General features: G+C 33.6%; 14 protein-coding genes. 6 read left to right on the top strand and 8 right to left on the bottom strand.

From position 1 onward, the window contains the following. Positions 1–128: 128 nt before the first annotated feature. Positions 129–704 (top strand): RNA polymerase sigma factor, encoded by a 576-nt coding sequence (locus tag ABD077_RS01755; RefSeq protein WP_343909902.1) that lies wholly within the window; start codon positions 129–131, stop codon positions 702–704. Beyond that, positions 701–1,447: a tetratricopeptide repeat protein gene (locus ABD077_RS01750; RefSeq protein WP_343909900.1), complete on the top strand. Its 747-nt coding sequence runs from the start codon at positions 701–703 to the stop codon at positions 1,445–1,447. Before ABD077_RS01755 ends, ABD077_RS01750 begins: the two co-directional genes overlap by 4 nt. Before the next feature lie 54 nt (positions 1,448–1,501). On the opposite strand, the gene ABD077_RS01745 is transcribed toward ABD077_RS01750, so the two are convergent. The 7 genes from ABD077_RS01745 to ABD077_RS01715 form a co-directional block, all read right to left on the bottom strand. Next, positions 1,502–2,755 (bottom strand): thrombospondin type 3 repeat-containing protein, encoded by a 1,254-nt coding sequence (locus ABD077_RS01745; protein WP_343909898.1) that lies wholly within the window; start codon positions 2,753–2,755, stop codon positions 1,502–1,504. Between the two features lie 177 nt (positions 2,756–2,932). Then, complete coding sequence (locus tag ABD077_RS01740; RefSeq protein ID WP_343909896.1) at positions 2,933–4,114, bottom strand: T9SS type A sorting domain-containing protein; 1,182 nt, start codon at positions 4,112–4,114, stop codon at positions 2,933–2,935. A gap of 312 nt (positions 4,115–4,426) precedes the next feature. Then, positions 4,427–6,643 carry a hypothetical protein gene (locus ABD077_RS01735; protein WP_343909894.1) on the bottom strand — a complete coding sequence of 739 codons (2,217 nt, stop codon included), beginning with the start codon at positions 6,641–6,643 and terminating at the stop codon, positions 4,427–4,429. Between the two features lie 61 nt (positions 6,644–6,704). Next, entirely contained in the window at positions 6,705–9,548 is a 2,844-nt protein-coding gene (locus ABD077_RS01730) for a TonB-dependent receptor (RefSeq protein ID WP_343909892.1), read from the bottom strand. An 853-nt stretch (positions 9,549–10,401) separates the two neighbouring features. After that, positions 10,402–11,559 (bottom strand): multidrug transporter, encoded by a 1,158-nt coding sequence (locus ABD077_RS01725; RefSeq protein WP_343909890.1) that lies wholly within the window; start codon positions 11,557–11,559, stop codon positions 10,402–10,404. Positions 11,560–11,603: 44 nt separating this feature from the next. Beyond that, positions 11,604–14,459, bottom strand: a complete 2,856-nt coding sequence (locus ABD077_RS01720; protein WP_343909888.1) for a TonB-dependent receptor — start codon at positions 14,457–14,459, stop codon at positions 11,604–11,606. 381 nt (positions 14,460–14,840) lie between these two features. After that, positions 14,841–15,200 (bottom strand): toxin-antitoxin system YwqK family antitoxin, encoded by a 360-nt coding sequence (locus ABD077_RS01715; RefSeq protein WP_343909886.1) that lies wholly within the window; start codon positions 15,198–15,200, stop codon positions 14,841–14,843. Positions 15,201–15,739: 539 nt separating this feature from the next. On the opposite strand from ABD077_RS01715, the gene ABD077_RS01710 reads away from it, so the two are divergent. The 3 genes from ABD077_RS01710 to ABD077_RS01700 all read left to right on the top strand — a co-directional run bounded on the left by ABD077_RS01710 (position 15,740) and on the right by ABD077_RS01700 (position 20,035). After that, positions 15,740–18,127 carry an inorganic phosphate transporter gene (locus ABD077_RS01710; RefSeq protein ID WP_343909884.1) on the top strand — a complete coding sequence of 796 codons (2,388 nt, stop codon included), beginning with the start codon at positions 15,740–15,742 and terminating at the stop codon, positions 18,125–18,127. Between the two features lie 145 nt (positions 18,128–18,272). Continuing rightward, on the top strand, positions 18,273–18,956 hold the full coding sequence (locus ABD077_RS01705) for a response regulator transcription factor (protein ID WP_343909882.1): 684 nt from the start codon (positions 18,273–18,275) through the stop codon (positions 18,954–18,956). Further along, on the top strand, positions 18,956–20,035 hold the full coding sequence (locus tag ABD077_RS01700) for a sensor histidine kinase (protein ID WP_343909880.1): 1,080 nt from the start codon (positions 18,956–18,958) through the stop codon (positions 20,033–20,035). Before ABD077_RS01705 ends, ABD077_RS01700 begins: the two co-directional genes overlap by 1 nt. Here the strand turns inward: ABD077_RS01700 and ABD077_RS01695 are convergent. Next, entirely contained in the window at positions 19,973–21,028 is a 1,056-nt protein-coding gene (locus tag ABD077_RS01695; protein ID WP_343909878.1) for a glycosyltransferase, read from the bottom strand. The genes ABD077_RS01700 and ABD077_RS01695 overlap by 63 nt on opposite strands. 341 nt (positions 21,029–21,369) lie before the next feature. On the opposite strand from ABD077_RS01695, the gene trmB reads away from it, so the two are divergent. Continuing rightward, a complete protein-coding gene (trmB, locus tag ABD077_RS01690) occupies positions 21,370–22,044 on the top strand; it encodes a tRNA (guanosine(46)-N7)-methyltransferase TrmB (protein WP_343909876.1) in 675 nt (224 codons plus the stop codon). The last annotated feature ends 7 nt before the right edge of the window (positions 22,045–22,051 follow it).

Here is a 22,051-nt window from a genome sequence, read left to right as displayed (position 1 = left end):
ATATGATGATTTAATAATTTATTAATACGAAATTCGTTTGTGATTTTAATCAATATTTTCATTAATAATTCGTTTGCAAAAAACTATGTTATTTAAAAAAATATGAAAGCTTTGGAAAGGTAGTTATAATGAGTGACGAGGAGATTTTAAACGGAATTGTAGAAAATGATCGGGTGATTATTAAAGCTTTTTACCGAGATAACTTAAAATATGTTAGGAAATATATCATAAAAAATTCTGGTAATAAAGAAGATGTAGAAGATGTATTTCAAGATGCTATAGTAGTGTTGTACGAAAAATTGTTATCCGATAATCTGGAGCTTACCGTTAGACTTAAAACTTATTTTTTTGGGATATGTAAAAACCTTTGGAAACAAAGACTAGCGAAGAAGCGTAAAATTTTTCTTACTAATACCCCTCAAGAAGGTGAAATGCAAGATACCACTATAGAAGATCTAACAAATCAAGAAAGGGGGAATTTGTATCGTAAATATTTTGTCTCTTTATCTCTGGCATGTCAGCAACTATTGGAGTTGGTTTTTGAGGATAAAAGTATGCGGGAAATTGCTGAAATCACAAGTTATTCCGAATTGTACTGTAGAAGAAAGAAATATAAATGCAAAAAATCCTTAATGGAACAAATAGAGAATGATCCATTATATGATGAGGTAAAATATGAAGATTTCATAAAATCTAGCTTATGAAACGAACAGAAGAATTATTTGATACCATAGAAAGATTTCTTTCGGATACTTTATCAGCGTCTGAAAGAGCGGATTTTGAGAAAGAATTGGATGCTAATCCTAAATTACAATTAGAAGTAGCCAGACATAAAACCCTTAAAACCGTTTTGCAAGAAAAAAAACTAGTGTCCTTTAAAAAGGAACTTACAACTATAGGAAAGGAAATTGAAGAAGAGAACAAAAAAGCGAAACGACATCGCTATAGATATATTGGTATTGCTGCTGCAATTGCCGTCATCATCGGTGTGGGAGTTTTGTTATACACAAATTTAAATTATTCTAAACCAGCGGATGCATTGTATAGTGAGTATTTTAGTCCGTTTCCGGTAAATAATGAAGTTCGGTCAGGAGTATCAAAATCTTTGGAAAATATTAAGATTGCGTACAGTAAAAAATTATATGATCAAGTGATTCTACAATCATCCGAGATATCAGATACCGTATTTACAGACGAAATGAAGGTATATCTTGGGAATAGCTATCTACTCGTTGATCAGGAAGAAAAGGCAATTGCCTTTTTTGAAGAAATACCTTATAAGAGTGGTTATTACGAGGATGCACAATGGTATTTATCTCTTACGTATTTAAAAATAGGTGATTTACAAAAAGCTGTATTTTATGTAAAGAATCTTATCGAATATGATGGTCGCTTTCGAAAAAAAGCAATCCAGCTTCTAGAGGAAATGCTAAAACTTAAAAATTAAAAAACCAGAAACTTAGATTATGTATTACTAAGTTTCTGGTCATTTATTTTTTAATTACTTCGCCACTTTATAGGTTCTTTGATCATTTTTAATGATGTAGAATCCTTTAGGTAGTTCTTGGATTAGGGTTTGTTCTTCTTGCTCATTGGCAACTGTTTTTTGTTTAATTAAGATGCCCTGAAGATCAAAAATAGCTACATTATAAGATCTGTTTGAAATACTACTTTTTGAGTCAAAATCAGAATCAATCGGTACAATAATTCCTATACCTCCTGATGATTTGTCTTTTATATATTTAAAGGCATATCGATTAATGTTATTACTGAATGCTGAAGGAGGTTCATTAGTTACTTCTCTCCAATCAATATGGAAAAACATATAATAAGTAACTTCATCGTATAAAGGGATGGAGCCCATATAATCAAACATGTTCTCGGTGAATTTAAATGTTTTTTCTTCTCCACTTTCTAAAACAGGAACTGTAAAATCTCTATATACATAAGGTTGTGCTTCACCTGGATTCCAATCTGGATACGAATTTTTATTCGCAGCAATAACTACGTGTAATTCACACGATCTATTGGTTTTACCTGCTCCTTTATTTTTTACCTTCACAGAGAATTCTGCTGATTTATTGTAAAATAAAGGAGGGGTATAGGTAATTTTATCATAATCGTAAGTAATAGAGCCACCCGTAGCTGTTTTTGTTTTGATGGTTAAATTCGCGGTAATAAGATCAGGAAAAGGGCATCCGTTATTCGAAGCTGGTCCCGCTTCATTTGGGCATTGATCTTCATAATTCTCTACACCATCATTATCGAAATCTCTATTATCTTGATTATCGCAAACGTCACCAATTCCATCGCCATCTAAATCTTTCTGATCTGTATTTGGTATTGTTGGACAATTATCGTCTTCGTCTGAAACCTCGTCTCCATCACTATCACAAAATATGAATTCAGGTAGACCAATAGGTGCAGTAATAATATTCTCTGCATCTGAATTAGATGAATTTGATGCTAATTCTACCAAATAGTACGTAGGAGTATTATAAGGAATACTTAAATCACCATCAGTAATATTAATGAGGTATATTTTTCCAACTGCTAGTGGAGTATTTAGCCTTATATTTACTTTCAAAGTTGGGACGTCGAAATCCTGATTATTACAAACTGAATTTATAATATTATCCGTCAATGAAGTTCCTAGTTTTACCAATCGATGATATTTATGAGATTGAGCAGATAACGATATCGAGAGCGTTAAAAACGTTAATAATAAAATGTAGTTTTTTGTCTTTGTTTTCATCATAAAAATGGTTTTAAAATTAGATATATGTTTTTACTATCGTTAATCCATTTTATAAGAATATTGTGACCGTTAAAAAACAACTTTTTTTAATTTTTTTTAGCAAAGTATAAAAAAAACCGCTTCTAATTTTGAAGCGGGTTTTAGTGTTCTTAGGGTAAGGTTATTTAAGTTTAATTACTTTCCTACTTTATAGGTTCTTTGATCATTTTTAATGATGTAAAATCCTTTAGGTAGCTCTTCAATTAACTTTTGTTCTTCTTGCTCATCGGTAACTGTTTTTTGTTTTACCAAAATTCCCTGAAGATTAAAAATAGCTAGATTATAAGATTTGTTTGAAATACTACTTTTTGAGTCAAAATCAGAATCAATAGGTACAATAATTCCTATACCTCCTGATGATTTGTCTTTTATATATTTGAAGGCATATCGATTGATGTTATTACTGAATGCGGAAGGAGGCTCATTAGTTACTTCTCTCCAATCAATATGGAAAAATATGTAGTACGTAACTTCATCGTACAGAGGCACTGAACCCATATAGTCGGCTAAGTATTCGGTAAACTTAAATGTTTTTTCTTCTCCACTTTCTAAAACAGGAACTGTAAAATCTCTATAAACATAAGGTTGTGCTTCACCTGGATCCCAAACTGGATACGAATTTTTATTCGCAGCGATAACTACATGTAATTCACACGATCTATTGGTTTTACCTGCTCCTTTATTTTTAACCTTCACGGAGAATTCTGCCGATTTATTGTAGTATAAAGAAGGTGTATAGGTAATATGATCATAATTATATGTGATTGAACCACCTGTAGATGTTTTCGTTTTGATCGTTAAATTAGCGGTTATAAGATCAGGAGGTAAAGGGCATCCGTTATTTGACGCTGGTCCTGCTTCATTTGGGCATTCATCTTGCGTGTTAGTAACACCATCGCCATCGTTATCACCGTCGGGTATTGTATAGGTATAGGTTCGTGAATTTCCTTGATACTCTGCGACTAAATAGAATTTTTTTGTGGGATTAGTGTTAAAGCTTCTGCCATTCCAATTGTTAGCAATACTTACCCACATAGATTTTGTAGTATAAGAGTTAAATGATAGATTGTCGTCGCCTTCACGATTCCATCTGATTAAACCAATGAGGTTATTAGATGTTACAGATTGGGCATAGACTTTCAATTTGATTTCGTTATAACCATAATTTCCTCGAATGTCAAATTTGTATTTAAAACGTTGACCATCGTTCCAAGTAAAAGTTTCATTAGTAGGAGAGGTTACTTTAAAGTTTTGAATATCGACTTGCGCTTGCATCATCGACGTTAATAGAATGAATAATACATAGATTTTTTTCATTAGTAAAGTTTTAAAAGGTTTATACCATAGAGGGTCATTTGTACTACTAATGTTACCTGATAAAAACCTCAATTAATGATTTGTTCACTTTGTGAGATTTTATTAATGTTTTCCTAAGAAAGAAATCACTTTTACTTTACTTGTAATCATGAAATAGCCTTTGATTAAACATATTATTAGTTAACATGGATATATAAGAAGATTATTATATGCCTTTGGTTGGGTCTGTCGAATTTATATTTGTTGATTTGGGGTAAAAAAAAACACCCTCTCGGAGGGTGTTTTTAGTATTCATTTATATTTTAGTTATGATTAGAAACCAGTAGCCCATCGATTAGCCCAAGTTGGTTCTGCTGCACCATTACCAGCTCCAGTATTATCACCTACAGTGATAAAGCTTTGGTTAACACCTCCATAATTGGTTTGTTCAAAACCTGTTGCAGGACTTGAAAATTGCATTGGATTGATAGAAAGAGCGTTAGCTTCAATACGAACAGCTGCTTCTGCATCAGTACTACTAATGTTTACACCAAGATCTACACCTTCAGTATAAAAATTAGTAATCGTAAAGTTTCCTCCACCTTCTTTAAAGAAAAGAGCACCTTCAGTTACTGGTCCTACAACGGTAATGTTAGAAAGTGTTGTAGTAGTAACTGGTGTTGCATTACCATTATCGCCATTATTAGATCCTTCGATACCAGCTTTGGCACCTTTAGAGATATACCAGCTATCTCCGTTTCCTGCCCATCCGTCAGCAAAGTCAATAGAATCATCTCCACTTCCTATAGATACTAAGAAGTTTCCTGATACTGTTCCACCAAAGAACTCTATTCCGTCATCACCTCCGTTTAAAGATTGTACATACTCAAAAGTAGTTCCAGAACCAACACCAAAAAGAGATACACCGTTAAATTCTTTATCGTTAGAGAAAGTAGCACCAGTGTACTCAACTCTTAAGTAACGAATAGATCCAGAATTATCATTAGCAGTATTACCACCATATTGAAGATCAGCAACTTCAGAAGTAACATTAGTTCCTTTATTTGTTGGAGCGTCTCCACATATTACTAATCCACCCCAATCAGCAGGAGCAGGTGTTGCCGCACCAGAAGTCATTACAACTGGATTTGTGGCAGTACCATTTACAAAGATTTGAGCTCCTCTTTCTACGGCAATAAAGGCAGCTGTACCTCCAGTAGCTTTGATCGTAGTTCCAGCAGGAATAGTTAAAGAACCACCTGATCTTACATAAAAGGAACTAGTTAATTGATATTCAACATCCGCGCTTAAAGTAACATCGCCTGTTATCTCACCAGCTAAATTTTGCGTGCTAGAAGCACCACTATTGTCAAGACCTCTCGTCCATCCTGCAGCCCAATCTGGAGAAGCAGCGCCGTTACCAGCACCAGTAGCAATACCTTCTGTAAAGAAAGATTGGTTAGCACCAGTATAATTAGTAATATCAAGATCAGTAGGAGCATCCGCAAACTGAATGTTCGTTATAGTTAAGTCACCATTTTCGATTCTAGCAGCAGCTTCGGCATCTGTATCTGATACAGTGATCCCAACATTTACATTACTTGTATAGAAATTGTCTATTGTGAAGTTTCCTCCACCTTCTTTATAAAATAAAGCACCTTCAGTTACTGGTCCAACTACAGTGATATTAGAAAGGGTAGTATTAGTTACTGGAGCAGCGTTACCATTGTCCCCATTATTAGATCCTTCTATACCAGCTTTTGCTCCACCAGAAATATACCAGTTTTCTCCGTTTCCTGCCCATCCATCTGCGAAGTCAATAGAATCATCGCCACTATTAGTAGAAACAAGATTTTCTCCATTTACAGTTCCACCAAAGAACTCGATTCCGTCATCACCACCTTCAAAAGACTGAACGAATTCGAACGTAGTTCCAGAACCAACACCAAAAAGAGATACACCATTAAATTCTTTATCGTTAGAGAAAGTAGCACCAGTATATTCAACTCTTAAATAACGAATAGAACCAGAATTGTCATTAGCAGTTGTTCCACCATATTGAAGATCAGCAACTTCAGATGTTACATTATTTCCTTTGTTCGTTGGAGCATCTCCACATATTACTAATCCACCCCAATCACCAGGAGCAGGATTTGCAGAAGCTGAGGTCATTACAACTGGATTTGCGGAAGTACCATTAATAAAAATTTGAGCACCACGCTCAACTGCTATATATGCAGCAGTTCCACCCGTAGCTTTAATTACAGTACCAGCAGGGATTGTTAAAGAAGCTCCAGACTTTACGACATAAGCTCCAGTAAGTTCGTAGTCTAATGATGCGTCTAGTGTGGTATCAGCTATTACATCACCAGATAAATTAGCAGAAGTACAAGGGGTACAAGAGCCACCACAGTCAATACCTGTTTCATCACCGTTTTGTACACCATCAGTACAAGATGCGGTGGAACCTGAATCATCATCACCACTACATGACACGACAAATGCGCCTGTGGCAAACATTAATATTAATGTAAAAAGAACTTTTTTCATTTTTTTGAATTTTAGTTGTGAATAAAAATTGTTCGCTTTTTTATAAAAAGTCATTGTTTAGTTAAAAAGTATAGTTAAAAGACAGCTTTAGGTTGTATCCTTTTTTGTAAGACAGCATATCAACATCTCTTTGTTGAAGATCTGTTCCACTTCTTATAGGATTTATATCACCGTTACTGTCTGTTACTTCTTGTTGAAATCTTTCGATTTCGGGATTTAGAATGTTTTGAAATGACAATCCTAAAGAAACTCTCTCGGATAGTTGTGTTTTAGCTATGAAATCTAAAGTTGGTACAGCTTTCTCAATAATATTTCCTTTCCCAAAGTTTCCTAAAGCAAAGATTCTGTCAGAGAAATAATTAGCAGCTAGGGTTAATTGTAGATTTCTGTCTTTTGCAAAATCTTTATAGTAACTTACATCTGCATTTGCAACTAGATCAGAAGCACCAGATAGCCCAGTTTCAGAATATGTTGGGTCAAAACTTAATCCAGATTCATCTAATACTTTTTGACCATCTAATTCTTGATTGTGTATCATGTAAGCTGCATTTATGCCGGCTGTAAAATTTTGCTTTAAGATTTGGTCTTTAACTTCTCTTTCTTGCTGAAATAATAGTTTTCTTACTTCTAATTCTGCACCAAAAGCTGTTGCTTGATCACCTGTATTTGCCCAAGTTATATCGTTTGAAGCTGATTGAATTGTTATGGAATTTATTGGGTTTTCGATAATTTTCCCGAACACGCCAAAGGAAATTATTTCACTAGATTTTGGAAAGTACTCCCATTTAACGTCTACATTATAGTTAGTGGATAGTGTCAGGAATGGGTTACCAAAGTAATCTTGATTTACCTCTTGATATAGGAAAGGAGCTCTTTCTTTGAATTGTGGTAAAGTATATGATTTACTTGTAGCAAGTTTAAAGTTTTGTTTTTCATTATGGGCATACTTTAAAGATAATGAAGGAAGTATTTCTAATTCATCTAGTTCATTTTCTCCTTCACCATTAATTACGGTACTCCATTCTATATTTTGGTTTATTTGTTCTGCTCTAATTCCTGCTAGTAAAGTGAATTTAGATGCAAATTTATATTCCAAACTTAAATATGCTGCATTGATTTGTTGATCTCCCTTATAAAATTGAGGGTTAAGTGCTCCAGGAGTATCTAAAGTTCCTCTAAAAGTTCTGATTCTATATAAGCCTGCGTTTAAGTTTTCTTGATTAAAGTAAGCATCAACGTTTCTTACGTCAACATCTGGTTGAGGAACTCTATTAAAAATTTGAAAGTTAAACTGCTCAGCTTCGAAATCAACATTTTTGAATCTTCCACTATACCCAATAGACAGTTTACCATCGAAAAGGTCTTCTTCATTTCTCTTAAATTTATAGGAAGCCTCAAATCTTCCTGCTATTTCATCTTCAATAAGATCGGCAAAGAATCTATGGTTATCGGAAGCAGCAGACACTAATAAGAAAGACTTTGGTCCATCAGGCTCATTAGGAGTTCTTGGAACTAAAGTTACTTGTCTTCTATCTGGCTCATTATTTTCTAAAAAGTTATAAGATGCTCCCCAGTCAAACTCAAAGTTTTCTGAAATTTTGTGTTCTCCTAATAACTGATGGGTAATTAATGAAGTTCTTAAGAATACAGATCTTTGGATAAAACCTCCACCGTTTGGTGCATCATCCTCCACATCAATAATTCCGAAGAATTCACGTTGTCTTTCGCTAGTGTTGTTAAGATATAGAACATTATATACAACTTTATGATTGCGATATTTTAATCCAATATTACCCATTAAGGTAGTATTGGTATTGTATCCAAAATCAAAATAGTCAAAATCGCTTTGTGCAACAGAGTTTACATTTACACTACCTCGCGAAACACCTTCTTGGTACGTGTAATTATTACTAAAAGATCCAACACCAAAAATGCTAAGTTTTGTCTCTCCTCCAAAGAGATAATATGAATCTCCACCTTTTAAGGAAACATTGGAATTAAATGGATTAGATGTTTTCTCTCTATCCCAACTAGTAGTGAAATTATAATTATTCAATGGGAATTCAGGAGCGTTGGTATCATAAAAGCCAGTTCTACTTGGTCCATCGGTAAGGAAGAATTCATCTACTGCTACAGATTCAGTATTAATACCAGTCGATATTCCAACTTCCATAAATCCAGAGCCTTTGTAATCTTTTGATGTTATATCTATATTGGCACCCGCAAAATCTCCATAATTTCTGACATTATAGGTCTTGTCAATGCCGATAGCTTCGACTATACTAGTGTTAAAAATCCCTAATTGAATATTTTTCTTTGAAGGGTCATTTGATGGTAATGGAAGACCATTTAAGGTAGTCACGTTGTATCGATCTCCTAACCCGCGAACGAAAATATTTCCTGAACCTTCCTGTTTAGAAATACCAGTAGCCTTAGTAACGGCGGTTGCTACATCACCTACACCTTTTTTAGCTAATTCTTGTGCTCCTATTGATATTTTTTGAGTTATTGCATTTTTTTGTTCTAATAGTAAAGCTTCTTCTCTTTCTCTATTGGTTTGTACTTTTATCACTACTTCTTCTAGTGCTGCAGCGGTAGCTCCCAGCGTAGTGTCGATTACGGTAACTTTATCCGGTTCGATAACCACATCCGGGATACGTAAAGTTTGATAACCTGTAAAACTAAATTCTAAGGTATACGTCCCAGCGGGTACATTCGGGATTTCATACTTTCCGTCAAAATCAGAAGAGGTTCCAAGAGTAGTTCCTAATAAGACGATGTTAGCAAAAGGTAGTGGTTGGTTGTTTACTTCTTTGTCTAGAAGTGTTCCGGCGATGGTTCCGGTTTCTTGTGCAAAATTTAATCCAAGAATAAACAGTGCGATAACTGTGCAAAATTTTCTCATTTCGTGTTCTTAATAAATCTGGTACAAATAAATACGGTTTTACAGTAAAGAATTTTACGCTACTATTATCCTTAGTTTAAGGGATTGTAATTTGTAGGACACGAGAATGAAAGTAGATTTGTGTAGCTATTTTTGGCTTTTAATTAGAAGTCTTTTTTTTAATATAAAAATTTAAAAATCAGATAGATGTAAAATTATTTGTTTGATAAGTAATCGAGAAAAAACAAGTTTTGGTTTTAGAAAAATTACGTTTTTAAGGTTTTTTAGTTTTTTGAAAAGATTACATAAACATTATGATAATGTTAAACAGAGTGTTTTAAAGATCTTTGTGTTAACAATGGCATAAACTGAATTCATCAATACTCAGTATATTTTTGTATTTTTTTAAGAATAAAGTAAGATTTTCTGTACAGTGACGTGTCTCTTTCATAGAAAATATTAAAAAATTCATTTATAGACGATTATAAAAAATGAGAAGGCTGAAGAGAACCATTATTGTTGTTGGATAATAATGACCTTCCAGCCTTCTACGAACACGTATCGTAATATGCTATTTAAAGAAAATAGTTTTCCCTATCGTATGTATGTATAAGAAGTCGTTTGTTGAAATTCTGAGATGTCTGATACACCAGAAAACTCGTTCTGAATTAATCGATACAAATAAAAATACTTTGTTTTAGTTAAACTTTACTGGAGTATTATACTTGTATTATGAGAATGTAATCTTAGTGCTAAGAATGAAAAGAAAAGGTTAAGAAAGTAGTTTTCTTGATGATAAAAGCCGTTTAAAAATGATCTAACATTTTTAAACGGCTTTCTTTTTATAAAATAACATCCGTAGGGATGTGGTAGTTTAGTTACGTGTCCAACCAGAGTTCCATGAGTTGTAGTCTGCTCCAGTTCCGTTTCCTACTCCAGAGATTACATCAGCTTCGCCAAAAGTAGCTCCTGTATCATTTTTAAGGTTTAATGTAATATCATCAAAAGTGATGTCAGTGATAGAAGTTTCGTCATTGACAACACCATTTCCAGTTTCAGTATCATCCAAATCAAAACCTTCAGCAAAACCTTTTAATAATACGTTAGTAAAAGTAGCCCTTGTACCAGCACGTAACCTGATGGCTTCATTTTCGTTAGAAGAACCGCGTCCATTAATAGTAAGGTTTGTTATTGTAGGAGCTGACCAAAATACTGGATTAGAGTTGTTTCCTATATCCGTATTAAATCCATCTCCCTCGATTCCTTTGTCATGAGATTGTCTGTGCTCGATATATACATTAGTTAATGTTCCTGTGTATCCTTCAGTCCAGTCCACAGAATCGTCTTGTGATCCTATAACAGATATGAAAGATGCATTTACAGTTCCTCCAAAAAATTCTACTCCGTCATCTGCTCCTTCAAACGCCTGAATAAATTCGATGGTAGTTCCATTTCCTACTGCATAAAAAGAGAATCCGTTATTTTCTGATGCTGCATCGGCTGCTCCTCCAGAATACTCGATACGAACATATCTAAGGATACCAGAATTATCATCTACAACACTACCACCATACGGTAATCCTCCAATTTCTGAAGTAGAGGTAGCGTCTCCTCCTACTACAGAGTTTATAGGTGCTCTACCTAATAAGATAAGGCCTCCCCAATCTCCAGGATTAGGAGTAGCAGTTGCAGAGGTAAATACGATAGGGTTCGTAGAAGTTCCTTCTGCATTGATCACTCCTCCTTGTAATACTGCGATATATACATCAGATCCTGTAGATGCTCTTACTACCACACCAGGTTCTACAGTAAGTGTAATACCTTCTGGTACAATTAAAGCACTAGTAAGAGCGTATTCTGTACCTAATGTTAGTGTAAGATCTTCTGTTAATGTTCCTCCGATTATTTCTCCAACAGGAGTAGAACCATCACCATTAATATTAATAGTAATGTCTGAAGTATCATCACTTGCACATGCTGAAAAGAGCATAGCTACGGCAGCGATTTTTAAAAGAAATATATTTGCTTTCATGATTTTTGTTTTAATAAATTTTACTCGTGTTCGTTTTATGTATGTTAAAATGTATATTTAAATTGTAATCCAATATTTACTCCTCTTTTGTAGCTAGATAAAGCAAATTCATCTACCGGAGTGATTTGGTTGTTTTCGTCTCTAGTGATCGGAATATTAAGAGCGTTTAGTACATCTTCTGATATTCTGGCATTTTCACGGACTCTTTCGATTGTTGGGTTCAACAAGTTTTTAACACTAATGTTAATTTCAAAGTTGTCACGTACCTTATTTTTCCAAACAAAATCTAATGTAGGTACTCCTTTTTCTACAATATTTCCTAATTGTCCCGCTCCTAGAGCATCAATACGATCAGAGAAATAGGAGAATACTAGGTTTGCTACCGGTTTGTAATCTCCAAAAGTTGGTGTGTAGCTTACATCAGCATTGATCAAAAATGGAGATGCACCTTGTAATTGGTCAGAATCTCTATTGAAATTAGTATTAAAAGTTCCCGAAATTGTTTTTAAATCCTGCTTTGTAGAGGTATACGTGATATTGACACCTGCAGAAAGAAGGTTTTCTTCTTCAGAAGTTTTTAATAATGCTTTACGCGCCTCTAATTCGATTCCAAATACTTCTGCTTTGTCTCCTGTTCTAAAGAAACGCTGTGTTCCTGTAGCATCATTAGCAGATACTAAGTTTACAGGATCATTAATCTGTTTTGCGAAAGCAGCAATAGAAAATATCTGACCTTGATCGAAGAACCATTCGTATTTTAAATCTAAATTAATGATCGACGAGAATGCAGGGTCATTTAATAAATCTGGATTACCTCCAATACGATCGGTTACGTTTTCATATACAAAGGGAGCAACTTCTTTAAACTCTGGATTAGAAACTGTTCTACTTGCAGAAAAACGTAAGTTTTGATCTTCGTTTAGCGCATATTTGATATTTAAACTTGGTAAAAAGAAAGTTTCCGTAGCTTCATTACTTCCAGGATTATTAAATGCAAGATTAATTACATCATAATCAATACTTTGATTAAATGATTCTACACGTAATCCTGGTACAAATGTCCATTTATCTCCATATTTATAGATAGCATTTGCATACAGCGCGTGAATATCTAAGTTTCCAGTATAAGTGTTTTCAGGACGTCCAGGAAGGTTTCGGTTACTGATACCATTATTTGGGTCAAGAGATCTTATGACTACAGTATCAAAAATGGTTCCTAGGTTATCATTGTTAAAAATTGAATCAAAATTATTAACATCAGTTACCTCTGTTCCTGGGTCTTTAATACTCAATCCAAAACGTTGGTTGTCGAAATCACGTTGTTTGATTCGTCCGTTGTAGCCAAAATTAAAAGATAAATTTTCTTTATGTTCGTACGCTACGTTTACACGCCCGTTCCATTCCTGATCCTCGATATTTTGAAAATAACGCTGGTTGTCGAAATCTACGTTACGAAAAAGTGTTGGATTTGTATTTGGATCATTGTCCAAGGCTAAATCATATTGCTCTAACACAATTCGCTTTCTATCTGGTTGACGTGCTAGTACGCTATTAAAGCCAATTCCGTAATCTACTTTAATTTTTTCATTAATGTTACTTACACCAGATAACTGATTCACAAAAATCATATCTTGTTCGAATTGTACATTTTGAACAAAAAGTCCAAAATCATCTAGATCATCTATAGTGTTTCTATTATATCCATTCCCATCAATTCCAAAGCGTCCTACTATATCAGAAGCGTCATTGATAAAAAGAGAAGTAAGTTTTATTCTATGATCACTATTTATTCTGTAAACAATATTTGTCATTGCGGTAGTAGTTCGGCTGTATTCGAATTCTTCGGCGTCAGCAAAAACGGTATTAGCAGCTTCGGTAACATTAGCTGCTTGTCCACGTGCATATTGGAAATTACTACCAAAAGAAGCGGTTCCAAATATATTTAGCTTAGATTCTTCGCCAATATCCCAAGATTTTCCAGCGGTAATTGATCCTGAAAGCCCAACAGGTCCTTCCGATGAGATAGGATCTATAGTATGTGATAAGATAACTGCGAAAGGATCGTTTCTGTATCTATTATAAAATCCAAAAAAACCAGTCCCCTCACTTTTTAGAAATCTCTTTCCAACGGAAGCGGTATTAATATTATTTCCCAGATCAGCGTCTATGTATGCTTTTCCAACATGCTCTTTGGCAATAATATCTACATTACCGGCAGCGAAGTCTCCATAAAAATTAGCAGCATAGGTTTTACTTACTCCAATATTTTGGATAACATCTGAAGAGAACAACCCAAGATCAATATTTTTCTTGTCTACATTATTTGCAGGGAGAGATAATCCATTAAATGTGGTGTTTAGATATCGATCTCCTAGACCTCTAACATATACATTACCACCACCTTCTTGTTTTGAGATTCCTGAAATTTTAGTAACTGCAGCTGCGGCATTACTTACTCCCTTATTAGAAAGCTCCTGAGCACCAATGCTTTGTTTCTGAACTACGGCTCCTTTTTGATCCAAAAGAAGTGCTTGCACACTTTCTTTTTTTCTACTGGTTGTTTTAATAACAACTTCATCTAAGGCCGCTGCACTTGCACCTATAGTAGCATTTACGGTGGTGGTTTCATTAGCTTTTACAACCACTTCTTTTTCTAAAGTTTCATAACCAACAAAACTAAATTCTAAAGTGTAGGTTCCTGGAGTTACGTTTTCGATAGTATATAAACCATCAAAATCTGTGGTAGTACCTTTGCTTGTGCCTTTTATTAGTACGTTAGCAAAAGGTAACGGTTGATTGTTTGCTTCTTTATCAAGCAAAGTACCGGCTATAGAGCCAGTTTCCTGCGCACTAACTATTCCAACAACGAATAGTGCACAGAGAATGACAATTTTTCTCATAACGTGTTCTAAATTCGGTGCAAATAACGTTAGCTATTGTTACCTGTGCGTTACTGAAAAATTAAATAAGAGTGATTATAGTGTTATGTAATTGTTATCTAAGGAAAGTGTTTTTTACAATTTCTTTTCTAATAATTGAAACTGTTTAATATTGAAGGATTTAATAATCAGGTATTTATGGCATTTATTTAGGTAGTTATCTAAATGTTAACAATACATTTTTTATGATTTAGTGTAAAAATATTTTTAATAATTGTTTTTGTGAAAAAGTCAAATATGTACATCTACAGGATTGATTTTTACTCGAAAAACAGGATGTAAAAAAACGCTCGGAATATTTTCCGAGCGTTTTTACATTATAAATTATTGTAGCAAATTTTACTATTGTTTGTAATTTACAACTACGTCACTTTTATTAGACCATGTTGTTACAGAAGCAACAGAATTGTCTGAATAGTTTACTTCTGATAATTTTTCACCTTCCCAGAAGAACCATTTTCCAGTTTTTACACCATTTTCATACTGTCCCATTGAGATTTTCTTTCCTGTCTCATCATAAGACTTCCATTCTCCGTGAAGTTTTCCTTCTTTATTGTAAAATCCTTGTTGACGAATTTCACCGTTGTTATAATAATACGTTCCTTTTATAGTATTTCCTTCTTTTTCGAAAGTAGGTTTCACATCTTGTGCCATAATAGCACCAGAAAAAAGAACTGCTAATGTTAATACTAAACTTTTCATACTATATTTTTTATTGGGGTGTTCTTAATGATTACATTACAAATGTAACACTAATTTTACTTTTAAACAACATTTAGGTAACATTAAGTTAACATTAGATTTATAAACAACTGTATATCAGCATTTTGTTTTATAAGCAAAAAGGTTCGTCATGATTTTTTGTAAGGTTTAACAGTTGTATGTAAGATACAATTTGACCGTTTGCAATGAAAAAAAAGCAAGTAAAATCACTTTGCAAAGTAGCTGAATCATAGGTTTTATTGTTTTTTATTTACTATCATACTTTTGAGATTGCCAGAAAATAAAGGCTATATGAGATTGCCTATTAATTCATAAAGGGATTGATATGTTTTTTATTTTGAAATATATTTATCACAATCAATTTCAAGTCCTTGGATATTCATTGTGAATCAATTGTTGTTTTTAAAGAATGTAAACTGCTTTTCGATTATGAAATAGTGTGAAAAAGATAACATTTCAATAACATACGGCAAGATTTTTAGTAACACTTTTGTGGTTTATAAGATTGTGAAGAAAATATGAACGATATTTATATTTTGATGATTGTTGCTTTAGCTTTTTTGGCTATTGCTGATTTGGTTGTTGGTGTTAGTAATGATGCCGTTAATTTTTTGAATTCTGCGATAGGTTCTAAAGCCATTTCATTTAGAACTATTATGATAGTTGCTAGTGTCGGTATTGCAGCTGGAGCTATTTTTTCTAGCGGGTTAATGGAAGTTGCTCGTAAAGGAATTTTTGTACCAGGAGAGTTCTATTTCGATGAAATCATGATCATTTTTATGGCAGTGATGATTACCGATATATTGCTGCTAGATTTCTTCAATACGCTGGGAATGCCAACTTCAACAACGGTATCTATCGTATTTGAATTATTAGGAGCAGCTGTATGTGTAGCCTTACTTAAAATTGCTGCAGATGCAGATCTTTCAGTTGCCGATTTAGGAGATTATATAAATACGAAGAAAGCTGGTGAAATTATCGCAGGGATTTTATTGTCTGTAGTGGTGGCGTTTTCTGTAGGAGCATTAGTCCAATATATATCTAGGCTTTTACTCTCTTTCAATTTTGAAAAGAAAGCTAAATGGGTAGGAGCTTTATTTGGAGGTATTGCCTTAACAGCAATCTTATATTTCATCTTTATTAAAGGTATTAAAGGAACCAATTATGCAAAACTAGTTGTAGACACCGTTGCTAATGATACACGCTTAGGATTTTTAGAATGGGCAAATGCTTATTTTGAAACCTCATATGAAACGCTAAAAGAAATGGCAAAAGCTAAAAAAGATCTTTTTAAGATCGATGCAGAGGCTGGAACCATCTCTACAACCTTAAGAGGATTTTTGGAAACGAATGTATTTGCTATAGTTGTCTCTGGGTTTGCATTACTCTCATTGATTTCTTTTGTAGTAATGAACTTTTTAAAGGTTAATATTTATAAGCTGATTATCATAGTAGGAACTTTTGCTTTAGCACTTGCTTTTGCAGGAAATGACTTAGTTAATTTTATAGGAGTTCCCATTGCGGCATATGAAGGGTATGAGATGTGGAGTGCATCTAATATGCCTGCGAATGAATTTTTAATGAGTTCTTTGAGTGGAAAAGCAGAAACCCCGACATTATTTTTATTAGGAGCAGGATTAATTATGGTACTCACACTTTGGTTTTCTACAAAAGCCAGAAATGTAGTAAAAACCTCCATAGATTTATCTCGTCAAGGAGAAGGTGATGAAAAGTTTCGTCCTAATTTTCTATCTAGAGGTGTTGTTAGAGGTACCGTTTTTATTTCGGAAGTAATTTCTTCGATTACGCCAGCAGCTTTTAAAGATTTTTCCGAAAAGCAGTTTGAGGAAGTCCCAGTTGCGGCTACGACTAGAAAGGAAGATCTTCCTGCTTTTGATATGGTAAGAGCTGCAGTAAATCTTATGGTAGCAGGCGTGTTAATTTCCATCGCTACTTCTATGAAGCTTCCACTTTCTACTACCTATGTTACTTTTATGGTAGCAATGGGTACCTCTTTAGCAGATAGAGCTTGGGGAACAGAAAGTGCTGTATATCGTGTGGCCGGAGTATTAAATGTAATCGGAGGATGGTTTTTTACTGCGATTAGTGCATTTTTAGCGGCAGCTTTAATCGCTTTCTTGATTAATTTTAATCAGCCAATTATGACAGGAGTGCTACTTCTAGTAGCAGTCTTTTTATTGGTTAGAAATACCATTAGATATCGAAATAAAACAAGAGCGGATAAGGCAGAAGATAGTCTTAAGAAATCTGAAAGTAGTTCTATACAAGGAGTGATAGAAGAGAGTGCTGACAATATCAAATCTTTTGTAAATCGAGGAAATAAAATCTATGGAAATACCATTGATAGTTTAGCTAAGTATGATCTTGCATCCTTAAAAAAGAGTAGAAAAGGGATCGCTAAATTGGAAACGGAAGTAGAAGAATTGAGAGATAGTATCTTTTACTTTATCAAAAACCTCGATGAATCCAGTGTTGGAGCCAGTAGTTTTTATATTTCTATTTTAGGGCATCTAGAAGATATTACACAATCCCTAGAATATATATCTAAAAATAGTCACAAACATGTAAATAATAATCATAAGAAACTTAGATTTAATCAAATCAAGGATCTAAAAGAAATTGAGGACCAACTACAGGAGTTTTTTGTGAGTATAAAAGATGTTTTTGATACCAGAGAATTTGGAAAGTTGAATGCCATCATCGAAGAAAAACAAAATCTCTTTACCTTAGTCACAGATAAAATTAATAAACAAGTAGAACGAACAAGAACAGAAGAAAGTAGCCCTAAAAATACAACTCTTTACTTTGGGTTGTTGATGGAAACTAAAGATCTTGTAACAGCTACTATGAATTTGTTAACTACCTACAGAGATCATCAAGATTAGATGATTATAGAATATCTCATAATGTTAGCTTAATGTTAAGGTTATGAAATATTTATGTTAGTTTATTGTTTATAGGTTCTATAATTAGCGATACTTCATTTTAAGCTAGTATATTTACCACTACTGAAGTAATTCAATTAGAAAAATGAATAAAAAAGACATCACCATTTTACTTGTAGACGACGAACCTGATATTTTGGAAATTGTAGGATATAACCTAACTACCGAAGGTTACAATGTCTTAACAGCAGAAAATGGAACTGAAGCTGTAAAAATTGCAAAAAAGAAAAAACCACATTTGATTATTTTAGATGTAATGATGCCAGAAATGGACGGAATCGAAGCTTGCGAACAGATTCGTAAAATACCAGATTTGCAAAATACCATCATTACATTTCTAACTGCTCGTGGAGAAGACTATTCTCAGGTAGCAGGATTTGATGCTGGAGCAGATGATTATATCACAAAACCTATTAGACCAAAGGTTTTAGTAAGTAAAGTAAAAGCATTACTTCGTAGACTTAAAGAAAATGATGCTTCCGAAAATGTAGTAAAGATCGGTAATCTTGTAATTAACAGAGATGAATACAAGATTGTAAAAGATAAAAATGAAATTATATTACCACGAAAAGAATTCGAATTATTATCTTTATTAGCCTCAAAACCTGGTAAAGTCTTCAAAAGAGAGGATATATTAGACAAAGTTTGGGGTAATGAAGTGATCGTTGGAGGACGTACTATAGATGTTCATATCCGAAAACTTAGAGAAAAACTAGGTGATGATAGTTTTAAAACCATAAAAGGGGTAGGCTATAAGTTTGTGATATAATGGCAGAAAATTTTAAAAGATCGTACAGGTTTGCATACCTGTCATCTTTATACATAACAATACTACTAACGCTCATAGTGAGCGTTTTTTTATATGTTCAGAATCAATTTAATATTCTGTTTGTATTAGGCTTTATCATTATATGTTATGGAGTTGCTTTTCTAATTATTCAGTATCGAGTTCAGAAATTTATTTACCGTAGAGTTCGAAAAATTTATGATGATATAGAAATGTTGGATGTAGATACCAGAGGCGAAAGTCCGGTTACTACCGATATGAGAACCTTGATAAAGGAAGTAGAAAAGTTTGCGCAAAAACGTAAAACTGAAATAGAAACATTAAAAATCAGAGAAGATTATCGTAAAGAATTTATGGGTAATGTTTCTCATGAGCTCAAAACCCCTTTGTTTACAGTTCAGGGGTATATACTAACCCTGTTGGATGGTGCTATGAATGATCCAGCGATTTTAGATAAATACCTTAACAGAGCTAATAAAGGAGTGGAAAGACTGATCTATATCGTAAAAGATTTAGATATGATCACAAAGCTCGAAGTTGGTGATCTTAACTTGAATTACACCAATTTTGATATCATAGAGTTAGTGCAAAGTGTTTTTGATCTTTTTGAAATGAAAGCCGCTAAGAAAAATATTGCTTTGACTTTTGATATGAATTATCAGACTCCCGTAATTGTCCATGCGGATAAAGAAAGGATCCAACAGGTGTTATCTAATCTCATTGTAAATTCTATAAAATACGGAAAAGAAGATGGTACTACCGAAGTGAGTATTGAGAATCTCATACGAAATAAAGTAATTGTTAGAGTTACTGATAATGGAGAAGGAATTGCGCAGGCGCATATACCTAGACTTTTTGAACGTTTTTATCGTGTGGATAAAAGTGGTTCTAGAAAAGAAGGAGGTTCTGGTCTAGGACTAGCTATTGTAAAGCATATTATCGAAGCGCATCACGAACGTATATATGTAGAAAGCGACTATCGAATTGGAAGTGAATTTTCATTTACCTTGGAAAAAGTGAAAAAGTTCCCTGTAGTCGATGTCAGTACTAAAACTGCTTAGTCCTTTATACATATTAAGATCATATAATTTTTTTAAGGTAAACTCATTTTGTTTACAACTTGGAACCAACTTATTATTCGTTAGACGCTGAGCAAGATATTCTTGTTCAAATTGACCAGGAGTAGGTATAAAGAATGCTTTTTTCTTAAGTTTTGCAAGATCCATTACTGTAGTGTATCCAGATCTTGATATGATTATGTTACTACTATTAATGGTGTTTTGAAGTGCAATGCCTGTTAAGTAATTATGAACGGTAATATTGTTCTTAATATAGGTTTCGTGTTGATCTTCGATGACACCTCGTACAAAAACGATTTTTTTGTCACTACGTTCAAATTCTTGAAATAATTTCTTCTCCAATAAAGTGCGCTGAGGTTCCGGTCCAGAAAGCAATACCATAATATCATATTTCTTCGGTAAATTCTGGTAATTGAACCTGCTTAAAGGTCCTAGATAAGTAACCGGAATATTACTTCGTTTAGGATGTCCTAATTCTCCACTTAAACTTGGATCATCAGCCATGTCCGGTACCCAGCATACATCAAATTTTTTGATATACTTATTATGAATTTTTGTACTTATAGAAGTTGTACTTCCACTTAATACTGTTAACTGATGTGTAATAAAAACTGATGGGAGGCTTTTATGTCTAACACCCATTCTATTATCCGATATAATACCATAGTAATCATCAGATTCTATAATTTTTTTAGTAGCCTTTTTTTCAGCTGTAATAGCATGAGCAATTTTTGGACTGTTTAAGAGCATCTTTAATTTAAAGTTACTAGCCTTTTTGGAATACTCTATATTATAGGAAGGAATTTCTTTAGCAGTTAAGTTTGGAAACTCCTTTTTAAGCAATGCAAGAGCTACTCCATCAGAAGCAATAACAGGTTCAAAACCTTCATGAATTAATGCGTTTATTATAGGAATACAGCGAGTAGCGTGACCTAATCCCCAATTTAGCGGTGCAACAAGAACTTTTTTACTCAAAATCAGTTGTTTTGTAAATTAATCATATAAAAAAAGACATCGTCTAATTTTAAAATTAATAGTATTCTCGTAAGTATATATTTCCTTAATTTTACCAAAAAATTATGTTTAGGTTAGTGAAGCTTTACATTCAAAAGCGAAGCGCATTGCATGTATTAGCTGAACTAATCCCGTTGAAGAACAGGATGCGTTAGATTGTAGTTTACATTTGAAAGTGAATCTAACATGGGTATATCATCTTAGTTGTTTGATCTTATTTTAGAAGTAAAATAAATAATTGAGATCTTAGCGTAACATAATCGGCATTAAACAGTCAAATACATATAAGAAGAATAAAATCAGTGGGAAGTAAAAACAAATTAAAGCGTTTTAACGAAAACAAAACTTTTCAGAATGTGGTAGAGCCAACCAGGGAGGAAGTGTTGAACAATGCTCACGGTTATAAAGGGAAATGGGGTGAGAAATTTTTTAAAAACCAAAATCCGATTGTATTAGAATTAGGATGTGGTAAAGGAGAATATACTGTAGGACTAGCAGAAAAATATCCTCATAAAAATTTTATAGGTATCGATATTAAAGGTGCTCGATTTTGGCGTGGTGCAAAGACAGCTATCGAAAACGAAATGAAAAATGTTGGTTTCATTAGAACACAAATCGAGCTAGTGGAGTATATTTTCGATGCCAATGAGATCGATGAAATTTGGATCACCTTTCCAGACCCTCAGATAAAATATAAGCGTACAAAACATAGAATGACTAACCATCAGTTTTTACAGCGATATAAAAATATCTTAAAGCCAAATGGTATTATGCATCTTAAAACAGATAGTGAGTTTATGCATGGATATACCTTAGGATTGTTACATGGAGAAGGACATGAAGTACTTTATTCGAACCATAATGTATATCATCAGGAGGGTTCGCCAGAAGAGGTAACTTCTATTCAAACTTTTTATGAAAAACAATACCTAGAACAAAATAAACCTATAACTTACATCCAGTTTAAAATTACCTAAATTGCGT

The sequence above is a fragment of the Aquimarina litoralis genome (assembly GCF_039523995.1).
Classification (GTDB): Bacteria; Bacteroidota; Bacteroidia; order Flavobacteriales; family Flavobacteriaceae; genus Aquimarina; species Aquimarina litoralis.
This window is presented reverse-complemented; position numbering and strand designations above follow the sequence as displayed.

Coding starts and splice junctions, on each gene's coding strand:
- ABD077_RS01720 (WP_343909888.1), bottom strand. CDS start 14,459: ATGAGAAAAATTGTCATTCTCTGTGCACTATTCGTTGTTGGAATAGTT.
- ABD077_RS01730 (WP_343909892.1), bottom strand. CDS start 9,548: ATGAGAAAATTTTGCACAGTTATCGCACTGTTTATTCTTGGATTAAAT.
- ABD077_RS01745 (WP_343909898.1), bottom strand. CDS start 2,755: ATGAAAACAAAGACAAAAAACTACATTTTATTATTAACGTTTTTAACG.
- ABD077_RS01755 (WP_343909902.1), top strand. CDS start 129: ATGAGTGACGAGGAGATTTTAAACGGAATTGTAGAAAATGATCGGGTG.
- ABD077_RS01715 (WP_343909886.1), bottom strand. CDS start 15,200: ATGAAAAGTTTAGTATTAACATTAGCAGTTCTTTTTTCTGGTGCTATT.
- ABD077_RS01705 (WP_343909882.1), top strand. CDS start 18,273: ATGAATAAAAAAGACATCACCATTTTACTTGTAGACGACGAACCTGAT.
- ABD077_RS01750 (WP_343909900.1), top strand. CDS start 701: ATGAAACGAACAGAAGAATTATTTGATACCATAGAAAGATTTCTTTCG.
- ABD077_RS01740 (WP_343909896.1), bottom strand. CDS start 4,114: ATGAAAAAAATCTATGTATTATTCATTCTATTAACGTCGATGATGCAA.
- ABD077_RS01725 (WP_343909890.1), bottom strand. CDS start 11,559: ATGAAAGCAAATATATTTCTTTTAAAAATCGCTGCCGTAGCTATGCTC.
- ABD077_RS01700 (WP_343909880.1), top strand. CDS start 18,956: ATGGCAGAAAATTTTAAAAGATCGTACAGGTTTGCATACCTGTCATCT.
- ABD077_RS01735 (WP_343909894.1), bottom strand. CDS start 6,643: ATGAAAAAAGTTCTTTTTACATTAATATTAATGTTTGCCACAGGCGCA.
- ABD077_RS01710 (WP_343909884.1), top strand. CDS start 15,740: ATGAACGATATTTATATTTTGATGATTGTTGCTTTAGCTTTTTTGGCT.